This window comes from Streptomyces sp. NRRL S-378, assembly GCF_000720645.1.
Lineage (GTDB): Bacteria > Actinomycetota > Actinomycetes > Streptomycetales > Streptomycetaceae > Streptomyces.
The window spans coordinates 40,790-61,476 of record NZ_JOBX01000008.1 but is presented as its reverse complement, the minus strand read 5'-3'; the positions used below and the strand labels follow the sequence as shown (position 1 = coordinate 61,476).

Annotated in this window: 22 protein-coding genes and 2 pseudogenes; 11 read left to right on the top strand and 13 right to left on the bottom strand. The window is 72.2% G+C overall.

The genetic code is table 11. The features are described 5' to 3' along the window. Positions 1–170: 170 nt before the first annotated feature. Positions 171–488: pseudogene (locus IH80_RS47335) on the bottom strand (hypothetical protein); the annotation flags it as partial. 788 nt (positions 489–1,276) lie between these two features. On the opposite strand from IH80_RS47335, the gene IH80_RS43580 reads away from it, so the two are divergent. Further along, on the top strand, positions 1,277–2,428 hold the full coding sequence (locus tag IH80_RS43580; protein ID WP_234432153.1) for an SMI1/KNR4 family protein: 1,152 nt from the start codon (positions 1,277–1,279) through the stop codon (positions 2,426–2,428). A 1,087-nt stretch (positions 2,429–3,515) separates the two neighbouring features. On the opposite strand, the gene IH80_RS0107705 is transcribed toward IH80_RS43580, so the two are convergent. Continuing rightward, entirely contained in the window at positions 3,516–3,923 is a 408-nt protein-coding gene (locus tag IH80_RS0107705; protein WP_030958762.1) for a PPOX class F420-dependent oxidoreductase, read from the bottom strand. 187 nt (positions 3,924–4,110) lie between these two features. Here IH80_RS0107705 and IH80_RS46805 point away from each other — a divergent pair, with 187 nt between their 5' ends. Continuing rightward, positions 4,111–4,239 (top strand): hypothetical protein, encoded by a 129-nt coding sequence (locus IH80_RS46805; protein WP_267883510.1) that lies wholly within the window; start codon positions 4,111–4,113, stop codon positions 4,237–4,239. A gap of 85 nt (positions 4,240–4,324) precedes the next feature. After that, positions 4,325–4,792: a hypothetical protein gene (locus IH80_RS44575; protein ID WP_158943306.1), complete on the top strand. Its 468-nt coding sequence runs from the start codon at positions 4,325–4,327 to the stop codon at positions 4,790–4,792. A gap of 109 nt (positions 4,793–4,901) precedes the next feature. Here the strand turns inward: IH80_RS44575 and IH80_RS0107695 are convergent, their stop codons facing one another. Together IH80_RS0107695 and IH80_RS0107690 are read right to left on the bottom strand one after the other, a co-directional pair. Beyond that, positions 4,902–5,393 carry a zinc ribbon domain-containing protein gene (locus IH80_RS0107695; protein WP_030958760.1) on the bottom strand — a complete coding sequence of 164 codons (492 nt, stop codon included), beginning with the start codon at positions 5,391–5,393 and terminating at the stop codon, positions 4,902–4,904. Positions 5,394–5,679: 286 nt separating this feature from the next. Next, positions 5,680–6,111 carry a GNAT family N-acetyltransferase gene (locus IH80_RS0107690; RefSeq protein ID WP_030958759.1) on the bottom strand — a complete coding sequence of 144 codons (432 nt, stop codon included), beginning with the start codon at positions 6,109–6,111 and terminating at the stop codon, positions 5,680–5,682. A gap of 106 nt (positions 6,112–6,217) precedes the next feature. On the opposite strand from IH80_RS0107690, the gene IH80_RS0107685 reads away from it, so the two are divergent. Continuing rightward, on the top strand, positions 6,218–6,703 hold the full coding sequence (locus IH80_RS0107685; protein WP_158943304.1) for a hypothetical protein: 486 nt from the start codon (positions 6,218–6,220) through the stop codon (positions 6,701–6,703). Positions 6,704–6,747: 44 nt separating this feature from the next. Here the strand turns inward: IH80_RS0107685 and IH80_RS0107680 are convergent, their stop codons facing one another. The 4 genes from IH80_RS0107680 to IH80_RS0107665 form a co-directional block, all read right to left on the bottom strand. Further along, the gene (locus tag IH80_RS0107680; protein WP_030958756.1) at positions 6,748–7,407 is read right to left on the bottom strand and encodes a glyoxalase; all 660 of its coding nucleotides are present in this window, start codon (positions 7,405–7,407) and stop codon (positions 6,748–6,750) included. Between the two features lie 97 nt (positions 7,408–7,504). Next, on the bottom strand, positions 7,505–7,885 hold the full coding sequence (locus IH80_RS0107675; protein WP_030958754.1) for a hypothetical protein: 381 nt from the start codon (positions 7,883–7,885) through the stop codon (positions 7,505–7,507). A gap of 2 nt (positions 7,886–7,887) precedes the next feature. Continuing rightward, entirely contained in the window at positions 7,888–8,133 is a 246-nt protein-coding gene (locus IH80_RS0107670; RefSeq protein WP_030958752.1) for a hypothetical protein, read from the bottom strand. Between the two features lie 87 nt (positions 8,134–8,220). Further along, entirely contained in the window at positions 8,221–9,252 is a 1,032-nt protein-coding gene (locus IH80_RS0107665) for a hypothetical protein (RefSeq protein WP_051808926.1), read from the bottom strand. A 108-nt stretch (positions 9,253–9,360) separates the two neighbouring features. Between IH80_RS0107665 and IH80_RS0107660 the strand changes: the two genes are divergently transcribed. Continuing rightward, positions 9,361–9,993 (top strand): TetR/AcrR family transcriptional regulator, encoded by a 633-nt coding sequence (locus IH80_RS0107660; protein ID WP_030958750.1) that lies wholly within the window; start codon positions 9,361–9,363, stop codon positions 9,991–9,993. Between the two features lie 238 nt (positions 9,994–10,231). Further along, the gene (locus tag IH80_RS38985; protein WP_051808925.1) at positions 10,232–11,287 is read left to right on the top strand and encodes a serine hydrolase domain-containing protein; all 1,056 of its coding nucleotides are present in this window, start codon (positions 10,232–10,234) and stop codon (positions 11,285–11,287) included. A 24-nt stretch (positions 11,288–11,311) separates the two neighbouring features. Here the strand turns inward: IH80_RS38985 and IH80_RS0107650 are convergent, their stop codons facing one another. From IH80_RS0107650 to IH80_RS44570, 4 genes are all read right to left on the bottom strand, one after another. Further along, positions 11,312–11,779: a hypothetical protein gene (locus IH80_RS0107650; protein WP_030958747.1), complete on the bottom strand. Its 468-nt coding sequence runs from the start codon at positions 11,777–11,779 to the stop codon at positions 11,312–11,314. 430 nt (positions 11,780–12,209) lie between these two features. Then, positions 12,210–12,617 carry a histidine kinase gene (locus IH80_RS47330; protein ID WP_051808921.1) on the bottom strand — a complete coding sequence of 136 codons (408 nt, stop codon included), beginning with the start codon at positions 12,615–12,617 and terminating at the stop codon, positions 12,210–12,212. A gap of 103 nt (positions 12,618–12,720) precedes the next feature. Next, positions 12,721–14,235, bottom strand: a complete 1,515-nt coding sequence (locus IH80_RS0107640) for a hypothetical protein (RefSeq protein ID WP_063757257.1) — start codon at positions 14,233–14,235, stop codon at positions 12,721–12,723. 1,208 nt (positions 14,236–15,443) lie between these two features. After that, positions 15,444–15,809 carry a hypothetical protein gene (locus IH80_RS44570; RefSeq protein WP_158943302.1) on the bottom strand — a complete coding sequence of 122 codons (366 nt, stop codon included), beginning with the start codon at positions 15,807–15,809 and terminating at the stop codon, positions 15,444–15,446. Positions 15,810–16,127: 318 nt separating this feature from the next. Between IH80_RS44570 and IH80_RS43570 the strand changes: the two are divergent. Both IH80_RS43570 and IH80_RS41910 read left to right on the top strand, forming a co-directional pair. Then, positions 16,128–16,530, top strand: a pseudogene (locus IH80_RS43570) (transposase); the annotation flags it as partial. A 166-nt stretch (positions 16,531–16,696) separates the two neighbouring features. Beyond that, positions 16,697–16,861, top strand: coding sequence for a DoxX family protein (locus IH80_RS41910; protein WP_234432152.1), 165 nt, complete (start codon positions 16,697–16,699; stop codon positions 16,859–16,861). A 90-nt stretch (positions 16,862–16,951) separates the two neighbouring features. On the opposite strand, the gene IH80_RS0107625 is transcribed toward IH80_RS41910, so the two are convergent. Next, entirely contained in the window at positions 16,952–18,139 is a 1,188-nt protein-coding gene (locus IH80_RS0107625; RefSeq protein ID WP_051808919.1) for an NAD(P)/FAD-dependent oxidoreductase, read from the bottom strand. Between the two features lie 328 nt (positions 18,140–18,467). Here IH80_RS0107625 and IH80_RS0107620 point away from each other — a divergent pair, with 328 nt between their 5' ends. The 3 genes from IH80_RS0107620 (at position 18,468) to IH80_RS0107610 (ending at position 20,635) form a co-directional block, all read left to right on the top strand. Continuing rightward, positions 18,468–18,878, top strand: a complete 411-nt coding sequence (locus tag IH80_RS0107620; protein ID WP_030958741.1) for an SsgA family sporulation/cell division regulator — start codon at positions 18,468–18,470, stop codon at positions 18,876–18,878. Between the two features lie 18 nt (positions 18,879–18,896). Continuing rightward, positions 18,897–19,247, top strand: coding sequence for a hypothetical protein (locus tag IH80_RS0107615; protein WP_030958740.1), 351 nt, complete (start codon positions 18,897–18,899; stop codon positions 19,245–19,247). A gap of 401 nt (positions 19,248–19,648) precedes the next feature. After that, a complete protein-coding gene (locus IH80_RS0107610; RefSeq protein ID WP_030958738.1) occupies positions 19,649–20,635 on the top strand; it encodes an L-threonylcarbamoyladenylate synthase in 987 nt (328 codons plus the stop codon). The last annotated feature ends 52 nt before the right edge of the window (positions 20,636–20,687 follow it).

Below are 20,687 nucleotides of genomic sequence, written 5' to 3'. Positions count from 1 at the left end.
TGAGGCCGCCCCAGCGACGTCGCAGCCTCCCGTTTCGAGACGGAGTAGAACCACACCGGCAAGCCCTCGTCGAGCACCACGTGCGGGAAGTGCACCCGCGGCCGCCAGAACCACACGTCGACGACGCCCTGGCGGGCGTAGTCCCGATGCCGGGCCCGCCACCCGTCGTCGGTCATGAGCTTGCGCTGCGCCTCCAGTGCGACCTTTGTGCAGTCCCGCAGCAGCACCTCGACGTCGGCCCGCCGGTCGTGATCCTCCGTCCACTGCTCCAGCCGCACACGGTCGACCCCGGGCGTGGACCGGGCCCAGGCCGCCAGGAGGTGCTTGGTCGTGATGTGCCAGACCGCCTCCGGGCCGTGGCCCCCGGTCGGCGCCTGCCCGGGCGGGTGCGCGAAGTGCCGGCGGACCTTCCCGCCCAGCCTCCCCGCGTCACCAGCGGCACCCGGGTGCCCGCCGGGGCCTCGAACCCGTGGAAGCAGTAGAAGCACACCAGTTGACCCGTGCCGCCGTACCCGAGGCGCTTCCAGCGCTCCGGCGGCCCTTCGGCGATATGCACCTCCCGACGGGTCTCCAGATCGATTGCGTGGCGTGTCCGTGGTACTCGGACGCGGCGTATGCGCGCAGTTCCTCCATGCGGTCGTGTCTCGCCAGCAGATCGGCCAGTTGGTCGCGGTGGCGGTCAGCAGCACCGGGATGCAGGGGTGGCGAGCGCGCCGCGGCGTCCGACCCACTGAGCCATTCCGGCTCGTGGTACTGACTGTGAGCTGGACTGCCTGTGTGACTGCGAAGCTCCTACGGACGGGTTCCGGCCGAGATCACCCCTGCTGCCAGGAGCTTCGCGTGGTTCTTCCCGACCGCGCGGCCCCACGTAGCGGCGGCGTTCACGACACCCACGCCGACGACGGATCGCGCTGGCCGCAGCCAAGCCCAGGTCTCTCTGACCGCCAGTGCCCGAGCTCCCGTCGGTCAGCCCGCAGCCTGCCGTTGCAGATCGTCTTTCGCCCGGCCTGTCCTGCCGGTCGGGGACGGGAAGGTCACCGCGGAGCGAGCGCTGTCCCAGGGAGGGGGTCGTCACAGCCCAGCGCATCGGCGGTGATCAAGGTCAGACGACCGTTCCCATGAGGTCAGCCCTGGTGGAGCTGGATGCACGGCTCGACTCACGGGGGTGGCGCGGTCGTATCCCGTGGCGACGACAAGGGGCTGAGCCGAGGCCGCTAACGAGGGCCATCGCTGCCCCGTAACGCCGTCGTCGGTGGTGTGGGGCATGCTCGGCTCCATGAGTTCTTCCATATCGTCGGTCCGTTCATCGTGGGGCCGTATTGATGCCTGGCTGCGCATGTACGCCCCCGCCTCGTACGAGCTCCTTGCGCCTCCTGCGGATCCCGACCGGATCGAGGCGGCGCAGGCGGAGATGGGTTTGCGCTTCCCCGTCGATCTGGTCGACTCTCTGCGCTGCCATGACGGCCTGCTGGAGTGGGGCAACCTCTTTCCGGGTGAGATGCCCCGACCGGTTGCGCTGATCGTGGACCACTGGCGGATGTGCGAGGAGATCGCGGGTGACGATGCAGACCTCCGCGGGTCTTCGGGGCCGTCGGGCGAGCCCTGGTGGCATGTTCGGTGGATCCCCTGGGCCCACGGCGACGGGGACGCGCAGGTGATCGACATGCGTGAGGGGCCGGAGCAGGGGCGGCTGGGTACGGCGTGCCACGACGGCACCGGCCACTTCGGGGAAGGCTGGCCGTCTCTGGCCGCCTATCTGGCGGAGGTGGCCGACGTTCTGGACTACGGCGGCGTGGTCGACGGCTGCGTGCCCTACCTGACCGGCGACGGCGAACTGTGGTGGTCCTTCGAGGGCGACGGCGACCTGAACGGCGCCCCGTTGACGCCCGCGCCGGCCCCGCGGAGGGAGGAGGCCCTCGCGGCACGAGCCGGCTGGAGCCTGGCCGAGCTGCTGGGTCCTCCGGTTGGGCCCCCGGATGACGGCGCCACTGCGATCGAGGCGGTCGCCAGTGACTGGGGGGTCGTCCTACCGGCGGACTACGTGGCCGCAGCGGCCGCGTACGGCGACGTCATGATCTCCGGCTACCTGTATCTCTGCGGCGCCGGGAACCTGCGTGCGTACGGGGAGAGATGGAGCGGTCTGCTGGCGGGCTCCCCCTCCGTACCCTGCCCCGTCCTGCCCTCGCCGGGAGGGGCCCTGCTCTGGGGGCACACGATCGAAGGTGATCGACCTTTTCTGCTCCCGCAGGCGGACGGTACCTGGACCGTGTCGGCGTTCCGCAGGGGATGGGGCGACTGGCACGATACCGGGCTCGGTTTCGGCGAGTGGTTCCACGGAGCCCTCGCCGGTGCGCTCGCCACCGACTGGCTGCCGCAGTGGGAGACGGGTCCGCACCCCGTGGAACGAGTGGCTCCCCGGATCGCCTGATCACCTGAGGCGCAGCGACGGCGCTGGTGCCTTCCGGCACCCGCTCCGCTCCAGCGCCGCGCCTGACATGGGACTTGGGGACGTAGCTGGGCTCCGCCGACGGGTGCTGCGCGGCAACGGGCACCGGCCGCGCGGGGGTAGGGGTGCCGGGGCGCGTGCACACGGGCAGGTTTGCCCCGGGAGGCGTGGTGTTTGGTGTGCGGCACACCTGCGCCAGAGCATGCCGTCCGCTTGGCCGTGCAGGGGGTGGTCGAGGCCCTGGTCCGTGAGGAGGGGGGAGGTTGAGGGGCGTCGCGAGGAGGCGGCCGCTTTCCTGGAGGCGTCGGCGCGGTCCCGCGTAGACGGCGTCGATCCGGTCTTCGGTGCTCTGCTCGGCGGCGAGTCGGCTGGCCAGGCGTTCGATCTGGTGCCGGCCGAGGTCGGTGAGTCCGGTACCGGTGTGCACCACCCTGCTCGGGCAAGGGGAGCTCCACACCTGATGCCGCGTTCTGCGGAGTACTCTCGACCCGAAGGGGGCGTCATGGAGTCACTCGGAACCTTGTTTATGGCGGCAACCTGGGGTGTCCCGCTGGTCATCCTGTTGGGTGGGGTGATTGTCGTTGCAGCCGGCACTCGTTGGCGCCGCAGGGCCATCAGCGCCCTGGAGAGAGCCGAGGCAGAGGAGGGCGGACCCGCCCTGCACGTCTCCGATCGTTAGCATCCTGGCAGGTCAAGGCCCGTCCAAGGGCGCACGCTTCGGGCTGCGGCGCCGCATACTCGGCAGCGGCGCCGCGGCATCACTCGCACGGTCCCGCAACGGTCCGGCCAAGTCCGTAACGGGGCCCGGCCAGACAGCCCGGGGCGGGCCGCCCACCGGCCTTCGATCAGGAGGTCCACCAGCACCGCAACGTGGTGGAACGGTGCTTCAACCGGGTCGGCAGTGGCGCGCCGTCGCGACCAGGTACGACCGGACAGCCCAGTCCTCCCAGGCAGCCGTCACCCTCGCACCGCTCCTGATGTGGGCGACACTTTGACACCCCCTCACCGCAAACCCGCCGGGGACGCACAGGGGCCCGTCCGGCCCCGGGCGCCCACGGCCGCCGCCGCACTAGATCGAGCCGACGACCTTGCGGGGAACGACGCGCACCACGACGCGCGGGGCGTCGTCGACCGAGGCGGGGTTGAAGTCCCGGTAGTCCTTGCCCGTGTACTTCCGCGAGAGCTCGTTGATCAGCTCTTGGCCGCCCTCCGTGCTCAGCTCGGCCGTACCCCGTACCTCCGCGTAGGAGTACGGCGCGTCGGGCGGGTTGATCATCACGGTGATGCGCGGGTCCCGGCGCAGGTTCTGTTCCTTCCTGCGGCCCTCGGTCGTGGAGATGAGCAGGGCGTCGCCGTCGCGCATGAGCCAGGTCACGGACAGCTGCGGGCTGCCGTCGGGCTGGATGGTCGCCACCGTCACGAACAGCGGAGCGTCGTCGATGAGGCGCTTCAGATCATCGGAGAGTTCAGCAGACACGGGTGCAAGCCTTTCCGGAAGGGCGTCCCGTACCCGCGGCACGGAACCCGACAACATCTGACCCTGTGTCACCATAGCCCCGCGGCAACACCACTGAAGGTGACGGCGCGGCTCCCGACGGTCGTCGATCTGGCGGATCAAAGCCGCTCGATGCCCGCGGCCCGGCGGTGGCGGCCAGCGTGGGCCCATGGTGCACCTCAAGGAGCCGGAGCTCTCGGGGCTCGGGCAGCATCCGGCCGCACCCACGGACATCGGTGTGCGCCTGGCCGCGCATCCGGCCGGCCGGCACGGGTTGACGCTGCTCCCGGGGCCGTGACCCAACGCGGTGGCCGAGGCCCTGCTGACGCACGGCGGCCGCTGTAGGGGGGGTCCTGCTGCACGGTAGTCGGGTCTCTCCGGCGATGAGCCGTCGGATCGCCGAGCACCCCGACCCGGCGGTCCGTGACGCCCACACGGACCACGTACGGGACCTGGTGGCGAACGGGACCGCGAGCAGCCTCACGGACCTGGTCGAGGCGTACGGGCGGCCGCCGGCCGAACTCGCGGCCGCCTCCGACCCCGGTCTGCGCGCCGTGGTCGCCGTGACCTGGCGGGACCGCCCGGCCGCCGTACAGTCCGCGTTGCTCACCGACCCCGACCCGCGGGTGCGGGCCGCGGCCACCTGGGCCGAGCACCCCGGCGCCCCGCCGGAGCACCACGATCGCTGCCTCGCCGATCCGGCCGTGCGGGCCGACCTTCGCTCGACATGTCCCGCTGACGCCCGACCGGTTCGCACGGCTGCGAGCGACCGGGGACCCGGACGTACTGCACGCCGTGGCACACAACCCGCACCTGACCGCCGACATAGTGGCCCGGCTGCAGGACAGTGAGGACCCGGTCGTACGGGTCGCCGTGGCCTTCAGTCGCCGGCCTGACCGAACAAGACACCCCTCGGGTGGTACGGCGTTCCGGCAAAGCCGTACCGCAGCCGCTGCACCCCTAGGTGGTACGGCGTTCCGGCAAAGCCGTACCGCAGCCGCTGCAGTAGCGGGCGTCCGCCTCGATCGCGTGCCGGTGGCACCGGCCGCACACCAGGTGCAGCGCGCACGGCTCCGGCGGTGCGGCGGGGGTGCTCCGTCCGATGCTCATTCCGCGGCGCCTGTTGTGCACGGTCAGCACGAGGAGCCCCTCGGGGCCGGCCAGCAGCGCCCGGGAGGTGCCGCGCGGCAGCAGACCGAGGAATCCGGGTGACAGACGGGACTTGGCGCCGTCGAGGGTGAGCGTGCCACCGCCCCCGACGACGACCAGCATCACGTCGACCTCGTCCTCGACGTACGCCGCCCCGCCCGTCCCGGGCAGGTGGCGCACCAGGTTGGCGTCCAGCTGCCGGTCGGCGGCCTCCAGCCGCCACAGCGCGCCGCTCTCCCCCTGTGCCACCGCCGCGACCAGTCCCGCGACCGTGACGAACTCCGCCTCCCGCACAGCCTGCATATCCTTCACACCGAGCCGAACCGCAATGCCCCGCACTGCGCCACACCACCCTCATGATCTCCCACTCGTCACCCCGGCAGCGAGCAGGAAGCCCACAACATCCGCGGGCCCCGGCTGTCGGCTCGGTGCGGTGAGCGGAGACGTCCGCACGACGGTCATGCGCGCGGGGACGCCCCTCCAGCCGGCCCGCGCGCGGTGGGAGCGGCCCGGCGCGGCGGCAATGCCGGCAGCCCGCCGAGGACCGTGACGGGGAACCGCCGCCGGTCCCACGACGGGGACGGGCGGCTCACTGGCTGCCGAGGGTCATCCACCGCTCGGGCGCCTCCAGCGGGGCGAAGCCGATCTTGGCGTAGATCTCGTGCGCGTCCGCGGTGGCCAGCAGGACGCGGCGCAGGTTGTACGGGGCGAGATGGTCGCGCACCGCGGCGACGAGCGCGGTACCGAGTCCCTTGCCGCGCACCTCCCGGGAGATGTAGACGTCGCACAGCCAGGCGAAGTCGGCCCGGTCGGTCACCACGCGGGCATAACCGACCTGGAGGCCGGACGCCCGCTCGTAGACGCCGAAGTTCAGGGAGCCGGCGATGGCACGGTCCTGCTTCTCCCGGGACCGGTCGTGGGCCCAGTACGCGTCTTCCGAAAGCCACTTGTGGACCAGGGCGGGGTCGATCCGTGCGGTGTCGGCGGATATCTCGTATTCAGCGGGAAGAACGTTGGTCATGGCTGCATCCAAGCAGGTGCGGCCGCTCCCCCACCGCTGGTTTTCGTTCCACCGCCCGATCCTTTGCATGATCATCGAACGGGAGCGGCGTGCGAGGATCCATCTCATGGATCATGGAACGGTCTGGACGTACGGAGCGGTGGGAGCTCCCGCCGCCGGGCCCGAGGACGTCCTGCGCAGGGTGCGCGGTGCCGTCCGGGGCGAGCCGGGCGGGCGGGTCGAGACCTGGGTCGCCGAGTGCACGATGTGCGGTGCCGGGGAGGACGAGTTCGAGGTCGCCAAGGGCGAGTGCTTCTGCGTGGGTTGCTGCATACCGCTCGGGATCACGGACGGGGACGTGTGTCCCACCGCCCGCCGGTGGCGGCTGGAGCCGTCCGAGGCACCCTTGCCCCCCTCTTCGCCGGGCCCGGGATTCGAACCGCCGGATCTGCCCCGCTGCCCCGCGGGGCACGACGTCTTCCAGGTCGCGATCGCGCTCTCCTTCACCGGGGAGGGGGAGGTACGGGGCATCTCGGTCGGCCTGAGGTGCCCGGTGGACGGCGCGCTCTGCCTGTACGTCGACGACGCGCGCGTGGTTCCGTACGCGGCATGAGCCGTCCCCACGCCGTCGGGGCCCGGGGCTCGGGGGGCGGGGAATCAGTACTGCGCGGGGGTGTGCGACTCGGGACCTTCCCAGGCGAATCCGTCCGGGTCGGTGAAGGCGTCGGAGGTGCTGCCGAGGACGATGCGGTGCGAGCCGGTGCCGTCGGCGGGGACCCCGAGGTCCTTGGCCAGGGCGCGGCGCTTGTACAGGGCCAGCTTGACGGAGCCGGCCGCGCCGGTGACGAACTCGACGTACTTGCCGCCGAAGCTCTTCGCCACGCCCAGACCGCGGCCGGCGTAGAACTGCTTGGTGGCCTTGACGTCTTCGACGCCCAGCAGCAGGACGACCTCGTCGATCTCACGAGTGGCGGGCCCGGTGTCCTTCCTCGTCGAGGTCGCGACCTTCCAGATCGTCCCGTCGGGTGCCTGCACGATGCCGCCGTAGCCCCACAGGGACTTCGCGGCGGGCTTCAGCACTGTGGCGCCGGCCTCCACCGCCGCGGCGACGAAGCCGTCGACGGTGGCGGGCCCGGACACGGTGAGCGCCAGGGTGAAACCGCGGAAGCCGGTGGAACGCGCCCCGGAAGCCCGCAGTCGCAGGTACGGCTCCACTCCGAAGGCGGCGTAGAAGCGGCGGGCGGCGGCGGGGTCGGCCACCTCGAGGGTGACGGACGCGAGGGACGTGCGGGCTGCGGTGTGCGTGGTGGTTGCCATGTCCACCACGCTAGGCGCCGCACCGCCGCCGGGGCTTCTCCATTCCTGACCGGTCGCGGGCATCGCCACCGTCGGCGCGGCGGCGGCCCTCGGACGGTCAGGAAGGCGGGCGCATCGAGCGCAGCCGCTCGGCCACGTCGTACACGTTCAGGCGCAGGGCGCGGATGTCGGTGATCAGGTCGCGCCACGGTTCGAACGCCGTGTCGACGTCCCTGCCGGAGGCCCTGATGTAGGCCACGGCGACCCCGTAGCCGAAGTACTCGTTCCTGGCGGGCAGCGGGCGCAGGAGGACGATCTGCTCCAGCAGTGCCGCCGCCCGCCAGTACGCGTCTGGCGCCTCGGCCGCCAGGGCCGGGGTGTTCACGCGGTGCCGGGCGACGGCGGCGACCAGGCCCGAGTAGTCCAGGACGCCCAGGTCCTGGCCCAGGAGTTCCTCCTGCCGGTCCAGGAGCCATCGGATGTCGATGTGCAGCTCCAAGATCAGGCCGCCCGGCCCGGGCGGGCGGACGCGGGCGGCCCGCCGAACTCACGGTCGAACGCCTCGGCGATGCCCGGTCGGCCGACGACGTCGCGGAACACGGCGGTCGCCCTGCCCAGAGCGAGCTGGTTCTCCTCCTCGATGGCCAGCTCCGCCAGATAGGCGCGGACGCTCATGCCACGGGCGGCGGCCACCGCGGCGAACCGGTCCCGCGTCGCCGAGTCGATCTTCACAGTCGTGTCTGCCATGCCCCGAGTATGCACCGGTGAATACCTTCGTGAATACGGTACGGAGCATCCCGGGCCCACCGTCGGCGAACGGGGCGCCGGGTTCCCCTACGGGCGGGGCGCCGGGGCCGCCGCTGCCACCCGCGGCTGGGCCGCAGGGGTGGAGCCGGCCGGGGCGGGGCGGCGGCGGCCGGCGACCATGACGGCGGTCACTCCCAGCACGGCCCACAGGGAGAGGACCAGCGCGGGTCCAGCCGAGCCGGCGCCGTCGAAGAAGGCGACCGAGCGGAGCAGCGAGCTGCCGGCGCCGGGCGGCAACCACTGGCCGACGAGTCCGGCGGGCTCGGGCAGCAGCTGCGGCGCGCCCGCGGCGCCCGAGAAGGGGTTGCCGAGAAGGACGACGAGGAGGACACCGAGGCCGATGCCGGGCTTGCCGAGGAGGGCGTGGAGCCCGGCGACGCCGCCGGCGACGGCCGCGACGGTGAGGGCCAGGACCCCCGCCTCGGCCCACCAGTTGCCGGTGAGGACGCCCAGCCAGCTGTGGGCGAGGGCGGCCCCCGTCAGACCCACGAGGGCAGCGGCGCCGAGGACCGCCGTGACGGCACGGCCGCCGCGCAGGCCGGTGAGGGAGACCAGGGCACCGGCCGCGACCCCGGCGAGGGCGAGGGGCAGCACGCTCGCACCGAAGGCGGCACCGCGGGCGTCGGCGGCTGGTGTGGGCACCACGTCGGTGACGGGCGCGGCCGGAGCTCCGGGCGGCGACGAGGACGCGACGGCCTGCGTCAGCAGTTGCGCGACGACGGGGCTCGCAGCCGACGCGGTGAGCAGGTGCGGGCCCTGCGGGGTGACGACGACCGCTCCGTACACCTCGCGGTCGCCGACGGCGGTGCGGGCGGCGGCCTCGTCGGCGTACCGGTGGATCTCGAAGGCCCCCTCGTGGGAGGCGAGCCGCTGCTCCAGCGGGGCGGTCGCGGCGGCGGGTCCGGCGACGCCGAGGGGCAGGTCGCGCGGGGCCGTCCGGGTGGCCGGCCAGGCGAAGGCCCAGAGGGCCAGCGCGGCGAGGAGCGGGACCATGACCATCACGGCCAGGACCTGGCGGGAGGCCGGGACCGCGTGGTCGGAGGCGGGTGTCACTGACATGACGGGGCTCGATTCAAAGAGAAGGATCGTTCGTTTTACGCTCTGGCTCACACTGTGGGACGACCTCTCCGCCTTGTCAAGAATGAATGTTCGTTTTAGCTTGGGCGCATGGCACGTGTATCCCAGGCGCATCTCGACGCCCGCCGAAGGCAGATCCTCGACGGCGCAACCCGCTGCTTCACGCGCAACGGCTTCCACGCCACGTCCATGCAGGACGTGCTGAAGGAGGCGGACCTGTCCGCCGGGGCCGTCTACCGCTATTTCCGCAGCAAGGAGGAACTCATCGCCGCGATCGCCGAGGAGACCTTCGTGTCGATCCGCGGCGCGTTCGAGGCGGCGGCGGAGCAGAGCCCGCCGCCCGCCCCGGACCTCCTGATCTCGGAGGTCCTCGGGACGATCCTGGACGTACGGGCCGGGGAGCCGGGAGCCGACCCCCGTGACTTCCCCCGCCTGATGCTCCAGGTCTGGACCGAGACCCTGCGCAACGAGGAACTCGCCGCGCTGCTGCGCCGCGGGTACGAGGAGATCAGCGGGGCGTGGGTGGGGCTCGTGGAGAGCTACCGCGCGGCGGGCATGCTCACCTCCGACGTCCCCGCCGCACACATCGCGCGCACCCTCATCGCGGCGGCCCAGGGATACATCACCCAACAGGCGCTGTTCGGCGGCATCGACCCCGCCATGCTCCGCGACGGCCTGCGCGGCCTGATGTCCATGACCGACGGCCCCCCGGCAGGACGGTGACCCGGCCCCGGGAGGTCCCGCCCGAGGCCCTCAGTTCGTGACGTAGCCGACCGGGTTGTCGACCTTCGTTCGTGCGGCGGGGAGGGGCAACCGCATTTCCGGACCTGTCCGGCACGATGCCGTCGCCTGCGCCCTCGCCCTCGCCCTCGTCCCCTACTGCTCAGGTCGCAGGGACGGGTGCCGGAAATCATCATCAAGGCGCACCGGGCGCGCGCGGGGCGCCGCAATGATGTTGGTCATGGCACAAGAACTCGGCACCCTCACCCAGCGGACCGCGGACCGGCTGGCCGAACAGCACGTCGGCGTGGTCGTGGCCGCGGTGGCGGAAGACACCGTGGAGATCCGCGGCGCCGGGAGCACCGGCGCGGACGACGGGCGGGTCCCCGGGCCCGACACCCTGTTCGAGATCGGCTCGGTGACGAAAACGTTCACCGCCCTCGCCCTGGCACGCATGGCATCCGTCGGCACGGCGGCGCTGGACGAGCCGCTCGCCGACCTGCTGCCCGCCGGGACGGCCGTACCGTCACGCGACGGCCGGCCCATCTCCCTGCAGCATCTGGCCACGCACACCTCCGGGCTGCCACGACTGCCCCGGGGCATCCTGCTCCCGGCCCTCCTGAACCGGTCGAAGTCGGACCCGTACGCCGACTGCACGGCCGACGCCCTGCTGTCCGGGCTCGCCAGGACGCGGCTGCGAGCCGTGCCGGGGAAGCGGTTCCGCTACTCGAACCTCGGGGCCGGGCTGCTGGGCCTCGCCCTCGCCCGGCGGGCCGGCACGGACTACGAGTCCCTGATCACCCGGGAGATCTGCGCCCCGTTGGGCATGAGCGACACCGTCGTCACGGTGGGCGCCGCCCGGTCGGACCGCTGCGCGCAGGGCCACGCCCGCCCGGGGCGGCCCGCCGCCCCGTGGAACCTCGCCGACCTGGCGGGCGCCGGCGCCCTGCGGTCGACCGCGACCGACCTGGTGGCCTACGTACGGGCCCAACTGGACGACGGGCCCGCAGAACTGGCCGAGGCGATCCGCCTGAGCCGTGCGGTGGAGCACCGCATGGGCCCCTTCGCCCGGGTGCACCTCGGCTGGATGGCCCACCGCCTCCACCCCCGGCAGGGCGCCCACCTCCAGATCTGGCACAACGGCGGGACCGGGGGCTTCTCCTCCTTCGTGGGCTTCGACCCGGAGAAGCGCCTCGCCGTCATCGCCCTCGGCAACACCGCCCGCCGCCCGGTCGACCGCCCCGCCTTCGATCTCCTGCACACGCTGCAGCAGCAGAGCGCCTCCGGCCCGAACTGACACGCACCCGCGCGGGACGGCCCGTCAGTGGATCTGGGCCGTGGCCGCGGTGACGAAGGCGTCGAGGGCGTCCTGCATGTCCCGCTCGCGGTCGGCCAGATCCGTTCGGGTGGGAGCCGCCCGCAGCGGGCCGATGGCGTCGAAGGCCGCGGCGGCGAGGGCGACCAGCATGGAATCGGCGGCGAGGAGCCGGACTTGGAACTGCGCGTTCTCCGTGGCTGCGCCGAGGCGGTCGCACTCCGCGAAGGCCTCCCGTGCCTCGGCACCGTCGGGGGCCTCCTGCAGCCGCAACCACAGGGTGACGGTGGCCCGTTTCAGTGCGGTGACCGATCCGGCGTAGGCGCTGTACGTCGTCAGGCGCTCCTGCCGCAGCTGCTGGGCCCGGGTGAAGACCTCCGCCTGCGCACTCGCGCGGCGCTGGACGGTCAGAGTGATGAGGGAACCCAACAGGGTTCCGGTGACGGCTATCAGGCTGGCCAACACGGCTTCCATGCCCGCATCTCACCACGCCGAACGGCACCTGCCCATCCCGCGCTCGCTTCAGGTAGGCCAGGACGGCCAGCACGCGCCGCACGCGCCGTTTGTGTGACCTGAGGGTCCATCACCGTGCCGCCCGCCACCACGGTGCGTGCCGCGTCGACGAACTGCGTGGTGTGCGTGATCCGGTCGACGACGCGCACGGTATCTCCAAGGTCGCGGTGGTCGGGCCGCCCCGGGGCTGTGCAGGACGAGGGTTCCGTCGAGGGGTGCCAGGCGGCGGCGCAGCCCCCGCAGTCCGCTTCCGCCGGGGTCCGCGCCGCCGCGGCCGTCGTCGGCGACCGTGACGCGCAGGGCGCCGTCGGTGTGGCTCAGGTGGATGCGGACCGGGTGCACCGGAGTGCTCGGCGGCGTTGGCGAGCAGTCCCGCGACGGAGTAGCCGGCCTATTCGACGGGGGCGGGGAGCCTGCCCGGCAGGGCCGCCTCCACGTGCACGTCGAGGTGGCTGTCGAGGGCGAGCGAGCGCACCGCGTCGCCGAGGCCCCGGTCGGCCAGGACGGGCGGCAGTACGCCGTGGACCAGCTCGCGCAGGTCCTGGAGGGCCCGCTGGGAGGTGGCCCGTACCTCCTGCAGCAGGCCGCGGGCGGCCTGCGGGTCGTGGTCGAGGAGGCGGGTGGCGCCGTCCAGCGTCATGCCCAGGGAGACCAGCCGGGCCTGTGCCCCGTCGTGCAGGTCCCTTTCGATGCGCCGCAGTTCGGCGGCCCGGACGTCGAGCACGTCGGCGCGGGAACCGGCGAGGTGCTCGATGCGGCGGACGAGTCGGATGGTGTACGGGGCGGCCAGCAGCCGCACGCGGCCGGCACCATCCCCGCCGGCACAGCGGCGCCGGTTCCGCGAGCCCTGCATCACCCTGCGAAACCCGCGGCGAGATGGGAACCAGCGAGTTCGCCCACCTCTACCAGTTCTGCCCTGCCTGCTCAGCCGCCGGCTGAGCTGAGACGACTGGTGTCTCGGGGCCGTGCGTGGAGGTGGTCGCCGGGGCGTCGGGCCGTGCGGCGGGACCGAGGTAGGCGCGGTAGCCGTTCATCCCCGGCAGTTCCGGCAGCTCGTACGGGCGCCAGGTACGGGCCCACGCGGGTGCCGGTGCGCTGCCCACCACCAGCACAGCGGTCGGCCGGGTACGGGCGAGGGCGGCCAGGGCGGCGGCGCTGATACTGCCGTCGTGGCCGCCGTAGAGCTGGCGGGAGGCACACCCTGTACGGAACCCCACGCGGACGGCCTGCTCGCCGCTGACCACGCACGGCGGGCGCATGCCCTGGCGGCGCAGCGCCTCTGCCACGGCGCCGAAGGCGGTATGGGTCGTGCGGCTTCGGGCGGCCAGCTGAGCGGTGACCACCAGCTGGAGCGCAAGGTGCGCGGCCAGCGCGAGGCAGAGGGCGCCGAGAAGGATGGGATTGGAGCGGGCCGCGGCGAACAGCCGGGCCACGGCCACGGCCACGGGGAGCGAGAGCAGCGCGTACGCGGGAAGCAGGAACCGCGGGGCGGCGTACCCCACGAACAGCAGGTAGGGCGCCGCCATCGACAGCCCGGTCAGGGCGGCCACGGCCGTCGCGCGGCCGGGTGCCCGGCCGCTCCGGTGGGCGAGGGCCACGCCTGCCGTTGCGAGCAGGGGCAGGGACAGCCACCACAGGGAGGTGACCGGCTGGGTCCACGGGATGTCGCAGGGGCGGCACAGTGTGCGGCCGCCGAGGGCGCGCAGGTGGTTGCCGAACGAGGGGCTCCAGCCGAACCCGCCCTGGATCTCGCCGGCGCGGTGGAGGCGGGCCAGGAGGCCGCCGTAGGTGCGCTGGGCCTCCACGACCCAGGGCGCCGCGCCGAGTACGGCCCCCGCCGCGAGCGCCACCAGGCGGGCGGGCTTGCGCGGGCCGGGCAGCAGGGCTGTCGCGCAGGCTGTCGGCAGGACGAGCCACACAGCGTCCGAGGGGCGCATGAGGGCTGCGAGGGCGACTGCGACGGCGATCCCGGCGAGCGCGGGGCGGTCGCCCGGATCGCGGGCGGCTCTCAGGACACAGCCCGTGGCCGCCAGGGCGGCGATGGCCACCCAGAGGTTGGGCATGGCCTGCGGGCCGTAGAACAGGCTCACCCACAGGCCGGCGAAGAGCGCTCCGGCCAGAGTGAGGACGCGCAGGGGCAGCAGCCTGCGCCAGGCCCACAGTGCCGCCAGGAGGCCCGCCGCCGAGAGCAGGGCGAGGAAGACCCGCAGGCCGGGCACGGAGGGGGTGAGCGCCACGAGGGGGGCCACGAGGTAGCTGATTCCGCGGGCGCGCGGTGCGCTGAAGAACGCGGCTGGGGTGTCCTGCGAGACCTGGCTGACGTAGACGGTCTCGTCCCACCCGAGCCCGGTACCGGGCGCCATGAACGCCATCTGGACCAGCGCGTATGCGGCGGCTACGGTTCCCAGCGCGGCCACGTCCTTTCGGCGCGGCCTGTGCGGGAGGGGCCCGGCGTGGCCAAGCGGTGGGCTGGGCACCGTGACGGAACGTTGGGCGGCCATGAGCCGGACCTCCGGAGGAGCTGAGCGGTGGCGGCAAGCATCGCCACGCTGGCGCGTGCGGTGCCCGTGCGCCAGTCGGCTCGGGCACCCGGCTCAACGGGGGTTCATCCGTGCGGGACCGCCCCTACTGCGGGCGCTCGGGTGGAACGGCGTCGGCGAGGTGGGCCGCATTCGCCCCATGCCCCATGCCCACCCCGACCACGAGATCGAGGTCTGCGACCCCGCCGGACACGGTCGTCATACCCGAGCTGCCGGCCGATGGTCGGCCGTGGACATCGTGCAGGCCATCGGCCGCTGCGCCAGCACCCCAGCCAGGGCAGGACGGCAACCTGATCGTGCCCGCCCAGATGCAGAGAGCGCCGTCAGGGCGGGGTGCCGTACGTCCACGGCTCGGTTGGGCGGTGTGGGAGGCGCATGCCGCCGATTTCCCTACGCCCACCCATATGGGTGAGAGACCCGCCCGCGCCGCGGCCGCACCCGCCCGAGATCATCGCGACCGGTGGATTCTCTGCAGCATCGCCGGAGCCGTGGTGACCGGCACGGCTGCGTTCCTGGCCGGCCGGGCCTTACCTCATGCCGCGGCGTGCCGGTCTCCTTCGGGTACGCGGTCACGGCCGCAGGGACCGTCTCGACCGCGTCCGACCAAGGCTGGCATCCCTCCGCGCTGTACTCGCGGGTGGTGGCCGGCTGCCACGCCATACCGGCCTCGCGCTGAAGCGGGGCGTCCACGCCCCCCGCCAAGCCCCTGCTGCTCAACGCTGAACCGGGCGAGTGGCCGTGGTGCTTCCGGCGGCTGCGTGGGGAGATGCGCAGGAGTTGTTGGGGGTATTCGTGCCGACGCGTCCTCTCCTCCGAAAGCCATCCCCCAAAGAGGGGCGTTCCTGATTCAGGCCTCCTCGACCGTGTGGCCACCGACCGCCGCGCACTTCTTTCCGCGAACTGCGTGCGGAAAGGGAGGGGCGGCCCCGTTCCCCTCCGGGACGGCCCACCGTGCGACCGCACCCCTGTAAACCCCGCGCGGCCCATACCGGGCCCTGGCAGCCGGTGACCTGGCCGCCCACTTGAGCCGGCGAGGCTGTCGGTCGACGGCCCGCCGCCGACCGACAGATGACCTCCTGAAAAGATCAGCAGGGCATGGCAGAGCCACCGTCCCGCAGATAGAGGTTGGAAACCCAGCCGTACTTCGTCGACTCCGTACGCAGGTACGTAAAGCCGTCGGCCGAGCACCAGTAGTCAACCTTGCTGGTGACGCTGGCAGAGTTGAGGATGTCGCATCCCCACGCAGGACCGTTGCGAAGGTAGACATTCTGCGTGAAGTGCTGCTTGTACTCGCTGAAGTCGCGGTGCCTTGGAGTGACACCACAGACGGCGGCGGTTTCCGAGGCAACTGCCGTAGGTGCCTGCTGGGTGGCTGCCGACGCTGGGGAAACCATCGCAACGGCAGCCGCAGTCGCAGCCATGGCCGGGCCGAATCCCTTGTACAGACCCAAGATCTTCCTCCTTCATAGTCACACCCAGCGGACGCTGTGCATGACACGGCGGATGGAGCTGTCACGTGCACGTCACGAGGACTGAACCAGCCTCCATTCGCGGGTATCGGAGCGACCAGTCGTTTCGGCGGTATCCGAATCGAGTCACCGCGCCGACGGTGGTGCTTTCGCTGTCGGTCGGGCTTCAAGCAGGCTGGTGCGGCGGTCGCTGCGCGTCTGCCCGTGGGTCAGGTGCCCGCGGCTCGCCGTCGGGGCGCGCCGCTGCCCAGCACCACGGCCACGAGACCGACCCAGGTCGCGATGTTGTAGAGGGGGTCCTGGACCGGTGAAGCACTCTGCTGGTCCCGCGGCGGCCTGAGCACGAAGTTCGACCTCGCCTGCGACGGCCGGGGAGGCCTCTCGCGTTCACCGTCACCGACGGGAACGTCAACGACTGCACCCAGTTCGAGGCGGTCATGGCTCGCATCCGCATCACACGGCGCGGGGCCGGCCGGCCCCGCACCCGCCCGGCCAGGGTGATCGTCGGCAACAAGGGCCACTCGTCCCGGAAGATCCGCTCTACCTGCGCAGACGCGGCATCGCCCGCACGATCCCGGAACGCGTTGACCAGATCAGCGGCCGACGACGACGCAGCGAGAGTCTCTGCCGCATCGACCGCGAGACCTACCGCCACCGCAACGTCGTCGAACGCTGCCTCAGGCGGGACAGGGACACGAAAGCGGCGCCCGGCGGGCAGTCGGCCCGCCGGGCCGCCTCGGTGCGCTGTCAGCGGTTCAGCAGGCGCTCGCGGATGAGTCCAGAGCGGACTCCACGGACACCACGTACTCCTTCGGCGGGCGCCGCGGCCGAGACCTGGGCCATGCGCTCGGACGCGCTCGTCTCCTCGCATGAGCCTTCCGACCCGTAGCGCCGCCGCGGCCTGCGGCCTCGTCCTGCTCTACCTGGGCGCGATCGCCTTTCATCTGCGCGCCCGTGTGTTCTACAACCTCGCGTTCCCCGGTTTCTACCTCGCCACCGCCGTCGCCTCGCTGGCATTGACCGTGTGCTCCTGACGGCGGCACCACCCAAGGTTTCGCCTGCCTCCGCCGTTGGTGGGGGTGGAGCGGGCGACGCCGTCGGGCGTGGACCGACACCGCGATGAATCACTGTGCCTGGGCAGCGGAGGCAGGGACCACGGCCCCTTGGGCGGGGCGCAGCGGCTTGGCCCATCGGTAGGTGCCGGGGCGTCGGCGTTCCGCGTGCAGGGATGCGAGCGTGTAGCGGTTGATCCACTCGTTGATCCGGGCGGCCGGCCGGCCGGTGATCACCAGGCGGTGCGCCGAGTCGTCGGTGCGTACGGGCTGGATGACGCCGTCGTGGCGGCCGAGGCTGATGGACTGGGCCAGGTAGCGGAACCTGAGCGGCTTGGGCTCGCGGCCGTGGGCGAGTGCGTCGATGGCTTCGGCGGCGTGCGCTCCGGTGGGCATCGCCGTCGCGCACGCCATGCGGAGTTCGCCGGTGCCGGGCACGGTGACGCGTGCCGCGTCGCCCACGACGAACACGTCGGGGTGGGAGAGCGAGCGCATGGCTGGGTCGACCAGAGCCCGGCCTCGCTCGTCCACGCGGAGCCCGGCTTCGGCGGCCAGCGAGGGAACGGTGAACGCCGCAGCCCAGACGGCCACGTCCCCGGTCAGCTCACCGTGATCGGTCGACAGTCCACCGCGGTGCACGGCTCGGACCCGGGTGTGGGGGTGCAGGTGGACGCCCAGACGTTCCAGGGAGTTGCGCACATGGGCCCGGCCGGCTGCTGAAAGGCCGTTCCCTGGCTCGCTGCCGGTCACCAGACGTACCTGCCATGCACTGGCCGACTCGGCGAGCTCTGCGGCCAGTTCGATGCCGGTCGCTCCGCCGCCGACGACGGTGACGGTGCCGGTGCCGGTGCCGGTGCCAGGACCGCGAGACAGTCGATCACTGAGTTCCTGAGCCTGCTCCAGGGTGTAGGCGTGCTCGCCTATGCCGGGAACGCGGGTGGTGTCGGTGCTGCTGCCGAGGGCGTAGACGAGCCGGTCGTAGGTCAGCGTGGTTCCGCTGTCCAGAAGGACCGTACGGGCACCCGGATCGATCGACGTGGCCCTGGCCTTGACCGTGTTGATCTCCCTCCCGGCGACGAGGTCGCGCAGGACGACGGGGGTGCCGGTGCGGCCGGCGGCCCTTTCGTGCAGCCGGATCCGCTCGGTGAAGCATTCCTTGGGGTCGACCAGCGTCACCTGGTGGCGGCGGCTGACGCGGAGGGCCGCGGTCACTCCGGCATACCCGGCGCCCACCACCACGACGTGCTGCTTCTGTCCCATGTCGATGTTCCCGTTCCACTCTCGCGAGGCTCCGTGTGAGCCCTTCGGTATGAGGACCGGGGAGCGGGCCCGGATCGTGACAACGTCCCGCCGCCGTGGCGTGTGAGGTGGATCTCATGCCGACTTCCGGCCGTCGAGGAGGTGCTGGCGGCCGTGCGCAGGCCTCCCCGACCAGGGTGCGGCCGACCCTGATCGATCGTCGAGCCTGGCGGTGTGACGAGAGGCAGGGGCTGGGCAGATGGGCGATACGGGCCTTCGGTGCGGGTGAGCACGGCGGGAGTGGGCACACGAGGGGCGCGCGTACCACCGATCCGGAGAGGTTTCCCTCATGTCCTACGTGTCCAGTCTGATCGCCGTCCGTCTTGAGACGGGTGAGGGTACTGTGCCGCTCCTCGCCCGCTTGTCGTATACCGCCGACCAGCCGTACACGGTCCGGGCGGACTTCTTCGACGGCCTGGCCGTCCTTGCTTCCTGGCAGTTCGACCGGGAGATGATGGTGGAGGGGCTGAGCCGGCCGGTGGGTGAAGGTGACGTCACCTTCCGCCCCCACAGGGGGGCCGGTGGTGACGAAGTCCGTATCGGATTGCGCAACCATGCCGATGGTCTGGAGGGACAGGCGGTGCTCTTGGTGGATGTCGGCGCGCTGACGGGATTCCTGGACCGGACGTACGACGTGGTCGGCGAAGGAGACGAGTTCCTTGATCTCGACGCGCTCCTTCAGGAGTTCCTGGCCCGCTGAAGCAGAGGAGTGTCGGTCATGGAGCAGGACCCGTGGAGCTTCGGGCAGGCGTGCGCTCCGCTGGCTGGTGTCGACCTGACCGGGTGGCGGGTGGAGGCCGTGGACGGGCACATCGGTGAGGTGGACGAGCATTCCGATGAGACGGGCAACGCGTTCCTGGTGGTGGACGCGGGCGGATGGATCTTCGGGAAGCTGCTGATTCCGGCGGGCGCGGTAGAGCGCATCGACCATACGGCGTGCACGCTCCATCTGAGCCTGCGCAAGGGGCAGGTGGAAGACGCGCCTCAGTTCCTGCCGGACCGCCACGTTGCCGACCGGGAGTACCGGGAGGACATCGTGAGCTACTACTGGAAGGCGGGCCCCTGCTAGAAGGGCCTCCCGGCCGTCCCCCGCGAAGCCTTTCTGGCCGGTCGCGTCCACCCCGAGCAGAGGTACCTGTCCAGGAAACGGCGGCGGCGGTCACCGTGCCGGTGGCCGCCGCCGTTTCCCGCCCGGGCACCGACCCGCGGGTTCGGTATGCGTGCATGTTCTCTGCCATGCGCTCGGCACGTACGGACTTGGGGACGGCGACGACTCGGCGCTGTGCCGCGGCCGACAGGTGTGCGCGGCGCCGCAGCGTCCGCCTGGCGGTCACAGAGGTAGGGCGCCAGGTCGGCAGGGCGGGCGAGGGCGGCGGCCGGGCACTCGGCGAGAGCGGCTTGGTCCGGGGTGGACGAGGGGGTGGGGCGCCGGGGTCGTGCTGTCCGCGGTACTCGTCGAGTGCTCCTAGGATGGCGAGGGTGACGGCAAGTATCAGTGACATCGAGAAGGCAGCCGGTGTGCTGCGCGCCGGCGGCCTGGTGGCCCTCCCGACCGAGACCGTCTACGGTCTGGGCGCCAACGCCGAGGACCCCGCTGCCGTGGCGCGCATCTTCCAGGCCAAAGGACGCCCGCCTTCCCACCCGCTCATCGTCCACATTGCCGGCGCGGAGCTGCTGGACGACTGGGTCCGGGACGTGCCCGAAACGGCCCGCCTGCTGGCTGAACATTTCTGGCCGGGGCCGCTCACGCTGGTCCTGCGGCGTGGTCGCCGAGTGCCGCTTGAAGCGACAGGTGGCCTGGAGACGGTGGCCGTGCGGGTGCCCGACCACCCTGTCGCACTCGAGCTGCTGTCGGCCTTCGGCGGAGGTGTTACGGCCCCGTCCGCCAACCGCTTCGGCTCGGTCAGCCCGACCACGGCGGACCATGTACGTGCGGAGCTCGGTGACGCCGTCGACTTCGTGCTGGACGGCGGCTCCTGCGCCGTCGGCGTCGAGTCAACCATCGTGGACGCCACGGGCGACACCCCGACCATCCTTCGGCCCGGCGGAGTGACCCGTGAAAGCCTCGAAGCGCTGCTGGACGGCCCCCTCGCGGCCCCTTCGACAAGCAGCGTCCGGGTGCCCGGCCAGCATCCGTCCCACTATGCACCGCGCGCACGGGTCGTCCTCGTCGAGCCGGATCGGGTCGTCGCCGAGGCAGAGCTCGCTCAAGAGCGGGGGCACCAGGTGGGCGTCCTCGTGCCTGCCTCCGTCGCCGACGCCCAGGTGAAGGCGCACGCCGTGGTGGCAGTGCCCGCCTCGATGACCGCTTACGCGCGCGGCCTGTACGGGATCCTGCGCAACCTCGACCGGCAGGGCTGCGACCTCATCGTTGCGTCCCTGCCGCCGGAGGAGGGCCTGGGGCTGGCGATCGCCAACCGGCTCCGCCGCGCTGCCGGGCCCCGGACCGCGGTGTGACCAGCCTCGGCGTCGGCCCTCAAGGCCCCCGCTTGGGGCTGCTCCGGCCCGT